Genomic DNA, 14,697 nt, shown 5'->3' with positions numbered 1-14,697 from the left:
CCTTGTTGTCCGGGAGGACGCCTCCCCGGCATCCCGTGGTTGCGCTGGTCAGTAGGGTGCGGCACATGACACAAGCCGGATCGGGCGCTGAGCTGCGCCGCACGCTCGGCGTCGGGGACGCGGTGGTCGTCGGGCTCGGGGCGATGGTCGGCGCGGGGATCTTCGCCGCGCTGGGGCCGGCGGCGCGCGCCGCCGGGTCGGGGCTGCTGCTCGGGCTCGGGATCGCGGCGGTGGTCGCGTACTGCAACGCCATGTCGTCGGCGCGGCTGGCGGCCCTGTACCCGGAGTCGGGCGGCACTTATGTGTACGGGCGGGAGCGGCTCGGGGAGTTCTGGGGGTACCTGGCCGGCTGGTCGTTCGTCGTCGGCAAGACGGCCTCGTGCGCGGCGATGGCGCTGACCGTGGGCGCGTACGTGTGGCCGGGGCAGGCGCACGCCGTCGCGGTGGCGGCCGTGGTGGCGCTGACGGCCGTGAACTACGGCGGGGTGCAGAAGTCGGCCTGGCTGACGCGGGCGATCGTGGCGGTGGTGCTGGCGGTCCTCGCCGCCGTGGTGGTCGTGTGCCTGGGGTCCGGCGCGGCCGACGCCGGGCGGCTGGACATCGGGGCGTCGGGGGGCGTGGGCGGCGTGCTCCAGGCGGCCGGGCTGCTGTTCTTCGCGTTCGCCGGGTACGCCCGGATCGCGACCCTGGGTGAGGAGGTACGGGATCCGGCGCGCACCATCCCGCGCGCGATCCCGCTCGCGCTGGGTGTCGCGCTGGTCGTGTACGCGGCCGTGGCGGTCGCCGCGCTCGCCGTGCTGGGCTCCGGTGGGCTGGCGCAGGCCTCGGCTCCGCTGGCCGACGCGGTGCGGGCGGCCGGGGTGCCGGGGCTGGTGCCCGTGGTGCGGGTGGGGGCCGCCGTGGCCGCGCTCGGGTCGCTGCTGGCGCTCATCCTGGGGGTCTCGCGCACGACCCTGGCGATGGCCCGGGACCGGCACCTGCCCGGGGCGCTCGCCGCCGTGCACCCCCGTTTCCAGGTGCCGCACCGGGCCGAGCTGGCCGTCGGAGCCGTGGTCGCGGTGCTGGCCGCCACGGTCGACGTGCGCGGCGCGATCGGGTTCTCGTCGTTCGGGGTCCTCGCGTACTACGCGGTCGCCAACGCGTCCGCCTGGACGCTGAGCTCGGCGCCCCTGTCCCGGGTGGTGCCGGTGGTCGGCCTCGTCGGGTGCACCGTACTGGCGTTCTCGCTGCCCTCGTCGTCGGTGGCCGTGGGCGCGGTCGTGCTGGGCGTGGGGGCGGCCGTGTACGGCCTGCGGCGGCGCCGCTGAGGCGTGCGTACGGGCCGCCCCGTCACGTCACCAGCGCTGCTGGGCGAACGGCTGGTCGGAGCGGACGATCTCGCGGCCCAGGGGCATCAGCGAGACCGGGACGAGCTTGAAGTTGGCGATGCCGAAGGGGATGCCGATGATCGTCACGCACAGGACGAGGCCGGTGAAGATGTGGGTCAACGCCAGCCACCAGCCCGCCAGGAGCAGCCACAGGATGTTGCCCAGGCAGGAGGGCGCGCCCGCGTCACGGCGCTCCACGGCGCTGTACCCGAAGGGCCACAGGGCGTAGATCCCGATGCGGAACGACGCGATGCCGAACGGGATACCGATGATGGTGATGCACAGAAGCAACCCTGCGAACAGGTAGCCGAGGAAGAGCCAGAAGCCGCTGAGGATCAGCCAGATGATGTTCAGTACGGTCTTCACTGCGGGGGACCTGCCATCTTCTCGAGTCGGGCGATGCGTTCCGCCATGGGCGGGTGTGTCGAGAACATCTTGGAGAATCCCCGGCCCGGCCGGAAGGGGTTCGCGATCATCATGTGGCTCGCGGTCTCGATCCGGGGCTCTGGGGGCAGCGGGAGCTGCTTGGTACCCGTTTCCAGTTTGCGAAGGGCACTGGCGAGAGCAAGTGGATCACCGGTGAGCTGGGCGCCGGAGGCGTCCGCCTCGTACTCGCGGGAGCGGCTGATCGCGAGCTGGATGAGGGACGCGGCGAGCGGCCCCAGGATCATGATCAGCAGCATGCCGAGGAGGCCGGGGCCGTCGTCGTCGTCCGAGCGGCCGATGGGGATCAGCCAGGCGAAGTTGACCAGGAACATGATCACGGAGGCGAGGGCGCCGGCGACCGACGAGATGAGGATGTCGCGGTTGTAGACATGGCTCAGCTCGTGGCCGATGACACCGCGCAGCTCGCGCTCGTCGAGCAGACGGAGGATGCCGTCGGTGCAGCACACGGCCGCGTTGCGCGGGTTCCGGCCGGTCGCGAACGCGTTCGGGGCGTCCGTCGGGGAGATGTACAGGCGCGGCATCGGCTGGCGGGCCTGCATGGAGAGCTCGCGGACCATGCGGTAGAGCGCCGGGGCCTCGAACTCGCTGACCGGGCGGGCGCGCATCGCGCGTAGAGCCAGCTTGTCGCTGTTCCAGTACGCGTACGCGTTCGTGCCGAGGGCGACGACGATCGCGATGATCAGGCCCGTACGGCCGAAGAGGCTTCCGATGACGATGATGAGTGCGGACAGTCCCCCGAGGAGAACGGCGGTCCTGAGCCCGTTGTGCCGGCGGTGCACGGTACGCCCTCCAGGTCGTGCGGCAGGGGAACCCTTTGCTCGCTGTAGCTGTTGATTCCACTTCTCAGTGGACCCTCCCGAACTGGTCAACGCCAGGCGGGGATGACGAGTTCCCTGGTGCGCGCGGCCCGGCCGGTGGGCCGGGCGGGTGAGGGCGGGCCGCCGCCTCGCCGAGGGGGTCGCGGATTCGGCGACGGCGGGACGGCGGCTTCGTCAGAAGAGGCCGATGTCGGCGAAGCGCAGGACGAGCTGGGGTGCGCCGGACAGGGCGACGCCGATGATTCCGGTGAGGGCGAGGGCCAGGGTGAGCGGGGCGGGCACGCGGTGCGGCCGGGGCGCGGCCGCGGTGTCGCCCTCGGGGGCGCGGAACAGCAGGGCCGTCCACTGGAGGTAGTAGAAGAGGGCGATCACCACGTTGACGGCCATCACGACGGCGAGCCAGCCGAGGCCCGCGTCGACGGCCGCCGAGAAGACGGTGACCTTGGCGAACAGGCCGATGATGCCCGGCGGCAGTCCGGCGAGGCAGAGCAGGAAGAAGGCCAGGAGCAGGGCGGAGAGGGGGCTGGAGGCGTAGAGGCCCCGGTAGTCGCTGAGGCGGTTCAGGGGCTTCGTGCGGCCGACGAGGGCGGCCACGGCGAAGGCGCCGAGGTTCACGGCGGCGTACATCAGGGCGTAGGCGACGGTGGAGCCGACCGCCTTCTCGGCGTCTGCGGTGTCGTCGGCGTAGGCGGCCGCCGCGATCGGGACGAGGAGGTAGCCGGCCTGGCCGACGGAGGACCAGGCGAGCAGCCGGACCGCGCTGTACGCGCGCGTGGCGCCCTGTCTCAGGGCGCCGAGGTTGCCGACGGTCATGGTGAGGGCGGCCAGCACGGCGAGGGCGGGGCCCCAGACGTCGGCGTACGACGGGAGCGCGACGACGGTGACGAGGATCAGGCCGGAGAAGCCGACCGCCTTGCCGACCACGGAGAGGTAGGCGGCGACGGGCAGGGGGGCGCCCGCGTAGGTGTCCGGGACCCAGAAGTGGAAGGGGACGGCGGCCGTCTTGAAGGCGAAGCCGATGAGGGTGAGGACGACGCCGGCCTGGGTGAGGGTGTGCAGCTGGCCGTCGACGTTCTCGACGCGGTCGGCGATCTGGGTGAGGTAGAGGGTGCCTGTCGTGGCGTAGACGAAGCTGATGCCCAGGAGGCTGACGGCGGTCGCGGTGACGGACGACAGGAAGAACTTCAGGGCCGCCTCGGAGGACCGTCGGTCGCCGTGCCGGATGCCGACGAGGGCGAAGGCGGGCAGGGAGGCGACCTCCAGGGCGACGACGAGGGTCGCGAGGTCACGGGCGGCGGGCAGGAGGGCGGCGCCGGCGGCGGACGACAGCAGCAGGAACCAGAACTCCCCTTCGGGGAGGTTCTTCCGGTCGTCCTTGAGGGCCGTCATGGACAGCAGGGCGGCGAGGAGGGCACCGCCGAGGACGAGGAACTGGATGACGAGGGTGAACCGGTCGGCGGTGTAGCTGCAGACGTCCGGGGCGCCGGTCAGGCAGAAGGTGGCGCGGTCGGCGTCCAGGAGGGGCAGTAGGGCCAGCAGGGAGACGGCGAGGCCCGTGACGGAGACCCAGCCGAGCAGGGCCTTCCTGCGGTCGTCCGTGAAGAGGTCGGCGACGAGCACGGCGAGGCCGACGACCGCGGCGACGGTGGGTGGCGCGATCGCGAGCCAGTCCACGGACTGGACGACCGACTCGGCCAGGGTCTGGGCGGCCTGGGCGGACTGGGCCGGGACCGGCGGCTGGGCCAGGGTGCTCGGGCTCAACGGGTGCCTCCTGCGAGGAGCTGCTGCACGGCCGGGTCGGTCAGACCGAGGAGGGCCGCGGGCCAGAGGCCGGCGAGGACGGTGAGGGCCACGAGCGGGGTCCAGGCCGCGAACTCGTACGTCTGCACGTCCGCGAGGGCGTACGTCTGTTCGTCCGTGCGGCGTGGTCCCTCCGCCTGTTCCTTCGGGACGGCGCCCATGCACACGCGGCGGACCACGATCAGCAGGTAGGCGGCGGTGAGGAGCGTGCCGAAGGCGGCGATCGTCATGAAGGTGAGGAAGGCCGGGCGGCTGAGACCCTCGGCGGGCTCGAACGCGCCGAACAGGGCCAGCATCTCGCCCCAGAACCCGGCGAGTCCGGGCAGGCCCAGGGATGCGACGGCGGCGAAGGCGAGGAGGCCGCCGAGGCGGGGGGCCCTGCCGTAGAGGGCGGCGCCGGTCTCCTGCGCGAGGGTGTCGAGGTCGGTGGTGCCGGTGCGGTCCTTCAGGGCGCCGACCAGGAAGAACAGCAGGCCGGTGATGAGGCCGTGGGCGATGTTGGCGAAGAGCGCGCCGTTCACGCCGGTCGGGGTCATCGTGGCGATCCCGAGGAGCACGAAGCCCATGTGGCCCACGGAGGAGTAGGCGATCAGGCGTTTGAGGTCGCCCTTGGCGCCCTGTCGGGCGAGCGCGAGGCAGGCGAGGGAGCCGTAGATGATGCCGACGACCGCGAAGGCGGCGAGGTACGGCGCGAAGACGCGGAACCCGTCGGGGGTGATCGGCAGCAGGATGCGCACGAACCCGTAGGTGCCCATCTTCAGCAGGACGCCGGCCAGCAGGACCGAGCCGACGGTCGGGGCGGCGGTGTGGGCGTCCGGCAGCCAGCTGTGCAGCGGCCACATCGGGGTCTTGACCGCGAGCCCGATCCCGATCGACAAAGCGGCGATGACCTGCACGGATGCGGTCAGTTCGGGGTGACTGTCAGTGGCGAGTGCCACCATGTCGAATGTGCCCGCCCTGATTCCGATCAGGAGCAGGCCCAGCAGCATGACCACGGAACCGAGCAGGGTGTAGAGGATGAACTTCCAAGCGGCTTGCGTGCGTTGCTCACCGCCCCAGCGGGCGATGAGGAAGTACATCGGGATGAGCACCATCTCGAACGCGAGGAAGAACAGCAGCAGGTCGAGCACGGCGAACGTGGCGAGGGTGCCGGACTCCAGGACGAGCAGGAGAGCGACGAACGCCTTCGGGGAGGGCCCCGTGGCCCGCGGCGTCAGCCGCTGATGTTGCTGCTTGAAGTAGGAGTAGAGCGCGCAGAGGAAGGTCAGCAGCGCGGTCAGGACCAGAAGGGGGAGGGAGATGCCGTCGATGCCGAGGTGGATGCGTACGTCGAGTGCCGGGATCCAGCTGATGTCCGTGCTGGCCTGCATCTTCGACGGCTGGTCGTGGTCGAAGCCGAGCGCGAGGACGATCGCGGCGACGAGGACCGCGCCGGTCACGGTGATCCCGTGGCGGAGCACGGCCTGCTCGGGTGACTTCCCCTTCAGCCCGGGCGGGGCCGGGAGGAGAGCGGCGGCGGCGCCGAGGAGCGGGCCGACGACGATCAACGCCAGAAGGACCTGCATCACGGACTCGTTGATATCGATCACGCCTGCTCACGCTCCCGTGGCGACGACGAGGGCGGCCACCACCAGGACGACGGTGCCGGCGAGCAGCGCGCTCACATAGGTCTGGACGTTGCCGGTCTGGGCCTTGCGGACGGCCGCGCCCAGCAGGCGGGGCAGGGCGCCCGCGCCGCTCACATAGGTGTCGACGACCTCGCGGTCGAGGAACCGGACGAGGCTCGCGCCGGCCCGGACCGGGCGGACGAAGAGTGCCGAGTACACGGCGTCGAGGTGGAAGCCGACGGCGGCGTGACGGTGCAGCGGGCCGAGCAGGAGGCGGCCCGGGTCGGCCGGGTCGGGTGCCGAGGCCACGTCCCCGTAGGCGGGGGTGTGGCTGGCGATGGCCTCCGCCTCGACGGTGCCGGGGTCCGCGTCGGGGTGGGCCGCGACCGCGCCCAGCGGCGGGTGGGCCACGGCCGTGGTGTACCGCCAGGCCGCGTACATCGCCAGGGCGCCGATCAGGGCGGCGCCCGTGCCGAGGACGGACGTGGTGAGGGTGGGGGCCAGGTCGTCGCCGTCGAACCAGTCGGGGAGCCTGCCGTAGGCGAGTCCGCCGAGGGCGAGGGACGGGACGGCCAGCACCCACAGCACCACGGTCATCGCGTGGGGCTGACGGCCGTGGTCGGGCGCCTCGGTGCCCTGGCCGCGGAAGGCGAGCAGCCACAGTCGGGCGGCGTACGCGGCGGTGAGCAGGGCCGTGAGGACACCGGCGACCAGGACGGTCCAGCCGGCGGCGGCCGGGACGTGCTCGACGGGGCCGGTGAGGGTGTGGCCGGTGGCGGCGTGCTCGGCGGCGCCGAGGACGGACTCCTTGGAGAAGAAGCCGCTGAAGGGCGGGATCGCGGCCAGGGCGAGCAGCGCCACGGTCATCGTCCAGAAGGCGTCGGGCACGCGGGCGCGCAGATGGCTCATGCGGGACATGGCGGCCAGGGAGTTGGTGCCGGACGCGTGGATGATCACGCCGGCGGCGAGGAACAGCAGCGCCTTGAAGGCACCGTGCGAGAGGAGGTGGAAGACGGCGGCGCCGCGGTCGCCGACGGCGAGGGCGCCGGTCATGTAGCCGAGCTGGCCGATCGTCGAGTAGGCGAGGACGCGCTTGATGTCGTCCTGGGCGAGGGCGGCGAGCCCCGAACCGGCCATGGTGAGCGCGGCCATTGCGGCGAGGACGACCAGCGCCGCCGAGGAGGCGGCGAAGACCGGGAGGAGACGGGCGACGAAGTAGACACCGGCGGCGACCATCGTCGCCGCGTGGATCAGGGCGGAGACGGGCGTGGGGCCCGCCATCGCGTCGGGGAGCCAGGTGTGGAGGGGGAACTGGGCCGACTTGCCGGCGACTCCGGCGAGGAGCAGGAGCGCGACGAGGGTGGGATGGTCGAGGCCGCCGTCGGCGACGGTGGCGAGGATCCGCGTGATGCGGAACGACCCGGCGTCCGTGGCGAGGGCGAACAGACCGATCAGGAAGGGGACGTCGCCGAGCTTGGTGACCAGGAAGGCCTTCAAGGAGGCGGCGCGGGCCTCCGGGGTCTCCCAGTAGTGGCCGACCAGGAAGTACGAGCAGATGCCCATGATCTCCCAGCCGACCAGGAGCACCATCAGGTCGCCGGAGTAGACGACGAGCAGCATCGCGGAGGTGAAGAGGGAGACGAGGGCGGCGTAGGAGGGGTAGCGCGGGTCGTCGCGGAGGTAGCCGGTCGAGTAGATCTGCACACAGGTGGCGACGAGGCCGACCAGGACGGCGACGAGGGCGGCGAAGCCGTCGATGTGCAGGGCGAGGTCGATCGGGACCGAGCCGGTCGGGGTGAGCTGGGTGGCCGCGTCGAGGGTCCGCTCGCCGCCCTGGCGTACGGCGACCAGGACGGCCAGGGCGAAGGCCGTCAGGGTGGGCAGTACGGCGAGAGGGCGGACGAAGCCGGGGGCGGTGCGGCCGAGGAGCAGGCCTGCGGCGGCGCCGAGGAACGGGAGGAGGGGGACGAGGACGGCGAGGGTGGTCGTGGTCACGCGGTGGCCTCAGCCTTCTCGCTCCGCTCGGGGCGGCCGGGCAGGCCGGGCTCGCGGGTGTCGTCGACGTCGGGGCCGGGAGCTTCGTCGGGGTCGTCGGGGTGCTCGGCGGTGTCGCGGAGCTTGTCGATGTCGGCGGTGCCCCGGTTGCGGTGGACCGCGAGGACGATCGCCAGGCCGATGCCGATCTCGGCAGCGGCGATGGTGATCGTGAACAGGGTCAGGGCCTGGCCGGAGTGCAGGGTCTCCTCGGCGGTCCTGCTGAGCCAGACGTCGAAGGCGACGAGGTTGAGGTTGACCGCGTTGAGCATCAGCTCGACGGACATCAGGACGAGGATCGCGTTGCGGCGGGCGAGGACGCCGTACAGGCCCGTGCAGAAGAGGAGGGCGGAGAGCACGACGGGATAGGCGAGGTGCATCAGCGGGCACCTCCCTCGGCGGAGTCGGCCGACTCGGCCGACTCGGGTCCGGTGGGGGCCTTCGGCTGGGCCTGCTGGGTCCTGGGCGCAGTGGGGGGCGCGTCCGCTTTCGCCTTGCGGGAGAGGACGATCGCGCCGACCAGGGCGGCCAGCAGGAGGACGGATAGGGCCTCGAAGGGGAGGACCCAGTTCTGGAAGAGGCTCTCGCCGGTGGCCTCGGTGGAGCCGGCGGCCGGGCCGTCGAGGTCGATCCAGGTGGTGCGGAAGGCGTCGACGACGACCCAGACGAGGGCGGCGGCGGAGGCGACGGCCACGGTGAGGGCGGCCCAGCGGTTGCCGGAGTCGGCGTCCGGGGAGCGGCCGATGGGGGCCTTGGTGAGCATCAGTCCGAAGAGGAGGAGGACGACGACGGAGCCGACGTAGATCAGGACCTGCACCCAGGCGATGAACTCGGCGGTGAGCAGGAGGTATTCGACGGCGAGACCGCCGAGCGCCACGACCAGCCACAGGGCGGCGTGCACCAGCTGCCGGGTGGTGACGGAGACGATCGCGGCGCCGAAGGTGACGAGGCCGACGAGCACGAAGGCGATCTCCACACCCGTCGGGGAGAGGAAGCCCTGCGGTGCCTGGGTGAGGGTCATGTGGGTTCTCCCTCGGTGCCGGCCGGCTCGGCCCGGGAGGCCGCCAGTTTCTCGGCGGTCTTGCGGGCGGCGGCCAGTTCCTTGGGTTCCTCGGCGGCGGGGTCGAGGGCCGGGGGCGAGGGGACGGTCCACATCCACTCGCGGAGCTTGTCGCGCTCGTGGGTGAGTTCGTGGATGTCGGTCTCCGCGTACTCGAACTCCGGGGACCAGAAGAGGGCGTCGAAGGGGCAGACCTCGATGCAGATACCGCAGTACATGCAGAGGGCGAAGTCGATGGCGAAGCGGTCCAGGACGTTGCGGCTGCGCTCGCGGCCGCCGGGGGCGGCGGGCGGGACCGTCTCCTTGTGGGAGTCGATGTAGATGCACCAGTCCGGGCACTCGCGGGCGCACAGCATGCAGACCGTGCAGTTCTCCTCGAAGAGCCCGATGACACCACGGGTGCGGGGCGGCAGCTCCGGCTGGACGTCCGGGTACTGCTCGGTGACGGTCCTGCGCGTCATCGTGCGAAGGGTGACGGCCAGGCCCTTGGCGAGGCCCGAGCCGGGGATGGGGGCCATTAGAGGAACACCACCTTGATGGTGCCGGTGAGGGCGATCTGGACGAGGGAGAGGGGGACGAGGAGGGTCCAGGAGAGTTTCTGGAGCTGGTCCTCGCGCAGGCGGGGGTAGGTCACGCGGAGCCAGATGACGACGAAGGCGAGGACGGCGGTCTTCAGGAGGGTCCAGACCCAGCCCAGGCCTTCGTCGCCCCACGGGCCGTGCCAGCCTCCGAGGAAGAGGACGGTCGTCAGACCGCACAGGACGACGATGCCGGCGTACTCGGCGAGGAGGAACAGGGCGAAGCGGAGGCCGGTGTACTCGGTGTAGGCACCGAAGATGATCTCGGAGTCGGCGACGGGCATGTCGAAGGGCGGGCGCTGGAGTTCGGCGAGGCCGGCGACGAAGAAGACGATCGCGCCGACGATCTGCCAGGGCAGCCACCACCACTCGAAGGCGTCGAGGATGCCGACGAGGGAGACCGTGCCGGCCGCCATCGCGACGGAGGCCGCCGTGAGCAGCATCGGGAGTTCGTAGGCGAGGAGCTGGGCGGCGGTGCGCAGACCGCCGAGGAGGGAGAACTTGTTGGCGGAGGCCCAGCCCGCCATCAGCGAGCCGAGGACGCCCACGCCCATCACGGCGAGGACGAAGAAGACGCCCGCGTCGATGACCTCGCCGACGGCGCCCTCGCCCGGGCCGATCGGGATGGCGAGGAGGACGAGGAGGTACGGGAGGAGGGCGACGGCCGGGGCGAGTTGGAAGACCCGGCGGTCCGCGCCGGCCGGGACGATGTCTTCCTTCTGGGCGAACTTGACGCCGTCGGCGACGAGTTGGGCCCAGCCGTGGAAGCCGCCGGCGTACATGGGGCCGAGGCGGCCCTGCATGTGGGCCATGACCTTGTGTTCGGTCTGGCCGATGATCAAGGGGAACGTCAGGAAGACGACGAAGACGATGAGGAGTCGCAGGGCGACGTCCAGAGCGTCGTTCACTGCGCGCCTCCTGTGGGGGTTCCGGGGGGTGTCGTCGGGGGCGGGGTGCCGGGGCCCTGTCGGGGTCGGTGGGGTCCCGTTGTCGTCGGGGTCGCTGGGCGGCGTGGGCGCGGCTTCGGGCTCCGCACCCGCCTCCGGCTCGGGCGTCGGCTTCGGCGCGGGCTCGGGCGTCGGCCCCGCTTCCGGCTCGGGCTTCGGCTGCGGCTGCGGCTCCGGATCAGGCTGCGGCTGCGGCTGCGGCTCCGGATCAGGCTGAGGCTCGGTCGGCGGGTGTCGAAAGCCGGGCGGGCGTGGTGCCAGGGGCGTCCGGGCTGCCTGCGGTGCGGTGCGGCTGGGGCGAGTCGGCGGGGTGGCGCGCTGACTGGCCGAGCCCGCGACGCGGTGCGGGAGCGGCGCGGTGGCGCGGATGCGGGCGGGCCGCCGGGAGCCTCCCGGGCCGGGCCGGTGGCCGTCTGGCTCGCCGAGCCTTCCGATGCCGAGCGCGAGCGGCGCGGAGGTGTGGACGTGGGCGGGCCGCCGGGAGCCTCCCGGGCCGGGCCGGTGGCCGTCTGGCTCGCCGAGCCTTCCGATGCCGAGCGCGAGCGGCGCGGAGGTGTGGACGTGGGCGGGCCGCCGGGAGCCTCCGGGGCCGGGCCGGTGGCCGTCTGGCTCGCCGAGCCTTCCGATGCCGAGAGCGGCGCGGGGTGTGGACGTGGGCGGGGCGGCCGGTGCCTCGGGGGCGGGGTCTGGCTTGCCGAGCCCTCGGTGGTCGAGCGGGTTCGGCGGGGCGGGCGGTCGGCCGGGGTGCGGGGCGCCGTGGCTCGGGCGGGCGGGACGGGGCCGGGGAGCTGGCCCTTGAGGGGCCCCATTCGTTGGGGTCGGGGACCGGGCGGGAGCATCTGGCGGCGCTTCGGGGCGCCGTGTGCACCGGTCGCGGACTCCCCCGGCTCCTTCGCGCCGGGCCAGGCCTTGGCCACCCGGGCGGCCAGGACGAAGTCCTTGCGCAGGGGGTGGCCCTCGAAGTTCTCCGGGAGGAGGAGGTGGTCCAGGCCGGGGTGGCCCTCGAAGCGGACGCCGAACATCTCGTGCGTCTCGCGCTCGTGCCAGGCCGCGCCTGCGTAGATGTCGACGGCGGTCGGCAGGAGCGGGGCGACGTGGGGGACCGTCGTGCGCAGCAGGAGGCGTCGGACGGGGGCCAGGGCCACCACGTGGGCCGAGACGCGGAACCCGGTGCCCGGCTCGTCGACCGCGCTCAGCCAGTCGAAGTACGTGCAGCCCAGGGTGGTGCGGGCCGTGCGCAGCGCCTCGGTCCAGGAGGCGGGCGGGACGTCCACGGTGAGGACGTCGTAGGACTCCTCGGCCGTGGCCTCGGGGCCGAAGAGCTCCTCGACGGGGGTGGGCAGCCAGCCGGTCACTTGTCCCCCGATTCGGCCGGTCCGGCCTCGGTCGTCGGCGGCTTCACCAGCGTGCTCTGCAGCGCCGCCGCCGACGGGCGAGGGGTGGTGCCGTAGCGCTCGCCCAGGGATTCGCGGGCGATCTTCTCCTGGAGTTTCAGGATGCCCTGGAGGAGGGCCTCGGGACGGGGCGGGCAGCCGGGGACGTAGACGTCGACCGGGATGATCTGGTCGACGCCCTTGGTGACGGAGTAGGAGTCCCAGTAGGGGCCGCCGCAGTTGGAGCAGGCGCCGAAGGAGATGACGTACTTCGGCTCGGGCATCTGCTCGTACAGGCGCTTCACGGCCGGGGCCATCTTGTCCGTCACCGTGCCGGAGACGACCATGAGGTCGGCCTGCCGGGGGCCGGGCGCGAACGGGATGACGCCGAGGCGGATGAAGTCGTGGCGGGCCATGGACGCGGCGATGAACTCGATCGCGCAGCAGGCGAGGCCGAAGTTGAAGACCCAGAGCGAGTAGCGGCGGCCCCAGTTCAGGATGACCTTCATCGGCTCGGGGGCGAGGCGGGCGAGCGCGCCCAGCCGTTTGGGCTCCGGGAGGAGGACGGGCTGCGCGGCCCCCGGCTCCGGCGGGTTCACTTCTGGCGTCACGTCCATGCCAGGACGCCCTTCTTGTATGCGTAGAGCAGGCCCACGGCGAGGAATCCGAGGAAGACGAACATCTCGACGAGGGTGGTGGCCCCGTAGCCGGGATCGGCGAAGACCGTCGCCCAGGGGAAGAGGAAGATCGAGTCGATGGCGAAGATGACGTAGAGGAAGGCGTAGACGTAGTAGCGGACCTGGGTGTGGGCCCAGCCCTCGCCGACGGGGTCGACGCCGCACTCGTACGTCAGGAGCTTCTCCTGGGTGGGGACCTCGGGGCGCAGCAGCCGTCCCGCGCCGAAGGCGACGGCCACGAAGAGCACGCCCACGGCGGCGAGCAGTCCGACCACCGAGTAGGACTGGAAGTAGTCCGCCGCGACGACGACGCTCGGCTGCGCCGCTGCGGCGACGGTCGGTTCCGGCACGTCCGTCCCTCGCTCCCTGGCCTGGCGATACGTACGTACGGGATGCGGACGCCGTACGTACGTCGCTGTTCGACGATCTGTACGCACGGGAGTCTAGGCCCTGCTAAAGAGAGCGTAAGCAGCCCGTCACAGGTCGGCATGCCCGAGTGCCGCCGTGATCGGGCCGGGAGGGGAGGTATGGGACGGGGTGGGGTTTTCCCCAGGGTGGCCGGGGCGGTCCGCCTCATGGCGCGGGCCGGGAGGGGCGGGCAGGCTGGTGGGCATGACCGAACCCCTCTCCTCCCCGACCGGCTCCGGGCGGCCGTACGGTCGTCCGCTGCCGTCCAGTCACACACCCTCGGACCCGCTGCCGCCCGCGACGTTCGCGTTCGGGGGGCAGACCTGGCGGGAGATCGCGCATCTGCTGGCCAATCTGCCGTTCGCGTTGCTCGGGTTCGTGTATGTGACGACGGTGCTGTTCACCAGCGCGTTCCTGACGTTGACGGTGATCGGCTTTCCGCTGCTGGCCGCCGCGCTGATGGGGGCGCGCCAGTTGGCGCGGCTGGAGCGGATGCGGGCGCGGGCGCTACTGCGGGTGCGGGTGGACGAACCGAGTCCGCTGCCGTTCCGCGGGAACGGGCGGCGGGCGGACGAGGGCTTCTTCGCGCAGGTGTGGATGAGCGTGAAGGATCCGGTCGGCTGGCGGTCGATGCTGTACGAGCTGATCCGGATGCCGTGGGCCGTCACGACGTTCGTCATCACCCTGACGGGGTTGTTCGTGGCGTGGCCGGTGCTGCCGTACATCGTGCGGGGGCTGACGAACGTGGACCGGGTGATGGTGCGGTCGCTGTTGTCGCCGTCCGACGAGTTGGAGCGGCGGATCGCCGAACTGGAGTCCGACCGGGGGATCGTCGTCGACACTGCCGCGGCCGATCTGCGGCGGATCGAGCGGGACCTGCACGACGGGGCGCAGGCCCGGCTGGTGAATCTGGCGATGGGGCTCGGGCTCGCCAAGGAGAAGTTGCTGGAGGATCCCGACGCGGCCGCCACGATGGTGGAGGAGGCGCACGGTGAGGTGAAGCTGGCGCTCCAGGAGCTGCGGGATCTGGCGCGGGGGATCCATCCGGCGGTGCTGACCGACCGAGGGCTGGACGCGGCGCTGTCGGCGGTGGCCTCTCGGTGCACGGCGCCGGTGAAGGTGACCGTGGATCTGGCCGTGCGGCCCGCCGCGGCGATCGAGGGGATCGCGTACTTCACGGTCTCCGAGCTGCTGCAGAACATCAGCAAGCACAGTGGGGCGAAGGCGGCGTCGGTGGATGTGTGGCGGTCCGACGACCGGCTGCTGATCCAGGTGTGGGACGACGGGTGTGGGGGTGCGCGGCTCGACGGGGGGAGCGGGATCGCCGGGCTGGCGGAGCGGCTGGACGCGGTGGACGGGTTGTTCGTGATCGAGTCGCCGGTGGGTGGGCCTACGACGGTGACTGCGGAGTTGCCCTGGCGAGGGCGGTAGGTCCACTGCGGGGGTGTGAGGGGCGCCTGCTCGGTGTGGGCGCCCCTTCTGCGTGTGCGAGTGCGGGTCCGGTGGAGCTTCTCGCGCAGTTCCCCGCGCCCCTTCGGGGCGCGGGTGGTGGGGAAAACCCCCCTCTCCAGACGCCGACCC

General features: G+C 72.2%; 14 protein-coding genes. 2 read left to right on the top strand and 12 right to left on the bottom strand.

The window, feature by feature from the left end; all coding sequences use genetic code 11:
* The first annotated feature begins 65 nt into the window (after positions 1-65).
* Positions 66-1,307: an APC family permease gene (locus E4N62_RS29745; protein ID WP_230219535.1), complete on the top strand. Its 1,242-nt coding sequence runs from the start codon at positions 66-68 to the stop codon at positions 1,305-1,307.
* A gap of 27 nt (positions 1,308-1,334) precedes the next feature.
* Here E4N62_RS29745 and E4N62_RS29740 read toward each other — a convergent pair whose 3' ends face one another.
* The 12 genes from E4N62_RS29740 to E4N62_RS29685 form a co-directional block, all read right to left on the bottom strand.
* Positions 1,335-1,733 (bottom strand): YccF domain-containing protein, encoded by a 399-nt coding sequence (locus E4N62_RS29740; RefSeq protein ID WP_230219534.1) that lies wholly within the window; start codon positions 1,731-1,733, stop codon positions 1,335-1,337.
* Positions 1,730-2,593, bottom strand: coding sequence for a zinc metalloprotease HtpX (htpX, locus tag E4N62_RS29735; protein ID WP_230219533.1), 864 nt, complete (start codon positions 2,591-2,593; stop codon positions 1,730-1,732). The genes E4N62_RS29740 and htpX overlap by 4 nt, the downstream gene beginning before the upstream one ends.
* Positions 2,594-2,806: 213 nt before the next feature.
* A complete protein-coding gene (locus E4N62_RS29730) occupies positions 2,807-4,378 on the bottom strand; it encodes an NADH-quinone oxidoreductase subunit N (protein WP_230220254.1) in 1,572 nt (523 codons plus the stop codon).
* Between the two features lie 11 nt (positions 4,379-4,389).
* Complete coding sequence (locus tag E4N62_RS29725) at positions 4,390-6,021, bottom strand: NuoM family protein (protein WP_230219531.1); 1,632 nt, start codon at positions 6,019-6,021, stop codon at positions 4,390-4,392.
* A 6-nt stretch (positions 6,022-6,027) separates the two neighbouring features.
* Entirely contained in the window at positions 6,028-8,034 is a 2,007-nt protein-coding gene (locus tag E4N62_RS29720) for an NADH-quinone oxidoreductase subunit L (protein WP_230219529.1), read from the bottom strand.
* Positions 8,031-8,453, bottom strand: coding sequence for an NADH-quinone oxidoreductase subunit NuoK (gene nuoK / locus E4N62_RS29715; RefSeq protein WP_230219527.1), 423 nt, complete (start codon positions 8,451-8,453; stop codon positions 8,031-8,033). Before nuoK ends, E4N62_RS29720 begins: the two co-directional genes overlap by 4 nt.
* Positions 8,453-9,094 carry an NADH-quinone oxidoreductase subunit J gene (locus E4N62_RS29710; protein WP_230219525.1) on the bottom strand — a complete coding sequence of 214 codons (642 nt, stop codon included), beginning with the start codon at positions 9,092-9,094 and terminating at the stop codon, positions 8,453-8,455. The genes nuoK and E4N62_RS29710 overlap by 1 nt, the downstream gene beginning before the upstream one ends.
* Entirely contained in the window at positions 9,091-9,651 is a 561-nt protein-coding gene (locus E4N62_RS29705) for an NADH-quinone oxidoreductase subunit I (protein WP_184904716.1), read from the bottom strand. The genes E4N62_RS29710 and E4N62_RS29705 overlap by 4 nt, the downstream gene beginning before the upstream one ends.
* A complete protein-coding gene (locus tag E4N62_RS29700; RefSeq protein ID WP_230219524.1) occupies positions 9,651-10,619 on the bottom strand; it encodes a complex I subunit 1 family protein in 969 nt (322 codons plus the stop codon). The genes E4N62_RS29705 and E4N62_RS29700 overlap by 1 nt, the downstream gene beginning before the upstream one ends.
* On the bottom strand, positions 10,616-12,013 hold the full coding sequence (locus E4N62_RS29695) for an NADH-quinone oxidoreductase subunit C (protein ID WP_230219522.1): 1,398 nt from the start codon (positions 12,011-12,013) through the stop codon (positions 10,616-10,618). The genes E4N62_RS29700 and E4N62_RS29695 overlap by 4 nt, the downstream gene beginning before the upstream one ends.
* Entirely contained in the window at positions 12,010-12,648 is a 639-nt protein-coding gene (locus tag E4N62_RS29690; protein ID WP_230219520.1) for an NADH-quinone oxidoreductase subunit B, read from the bottom strand. The genes E4N62_RS29695 and E4N62_RS29690 overlap by 4 nt, the downstream gene beginning before the upstream one ends.
* Complete coding sequence (locus E4N62_RS29685; RefSeq protein ID WP_230219518.1) at positions 12,639-13,058, bottom strand: NADH-quinone oxidoreductase subunit A; 420 nt, start codon at positions 13,056-13,058, stop codon at positions 12,639-12,641. Before E4N62_RS29685 ends, E4N62_RS29690 begins: the two co-directional genes overlap by 10 nt.
* Positions 13,059-13,320: 262 nt before the next feature.
* Between E4N62_RS29685 and E4N62_RS29680 the strand changes: the two genes are divergently transcribed.
* Positions 13,321-14,547 (top strand): sensor domain-containing protein, encoded by a 1,227-nt coding sequence (locus E4N62_RS29680; RefSeq protein WP_230219516.1) that lies wholly within the window; start codon positions 13,321-13,323, stop codon positions 14,545-14,547.
* Positions 14,548-14,697 lie beyond the last annotated feature (150 nt).

Source organism: Streptomyces sp. MNU76 (assembly GCF_020982545.1).
In the GTDB taxonomy this organism is placed as follows: Bacteria; Actinomycetota; Actinomycetes; order Streptomycetales; family Streptomycetaceae; genus Streptomyces.
This window is presented reverse-complemented; position numbering and strand designations above follow the sequence as displayed.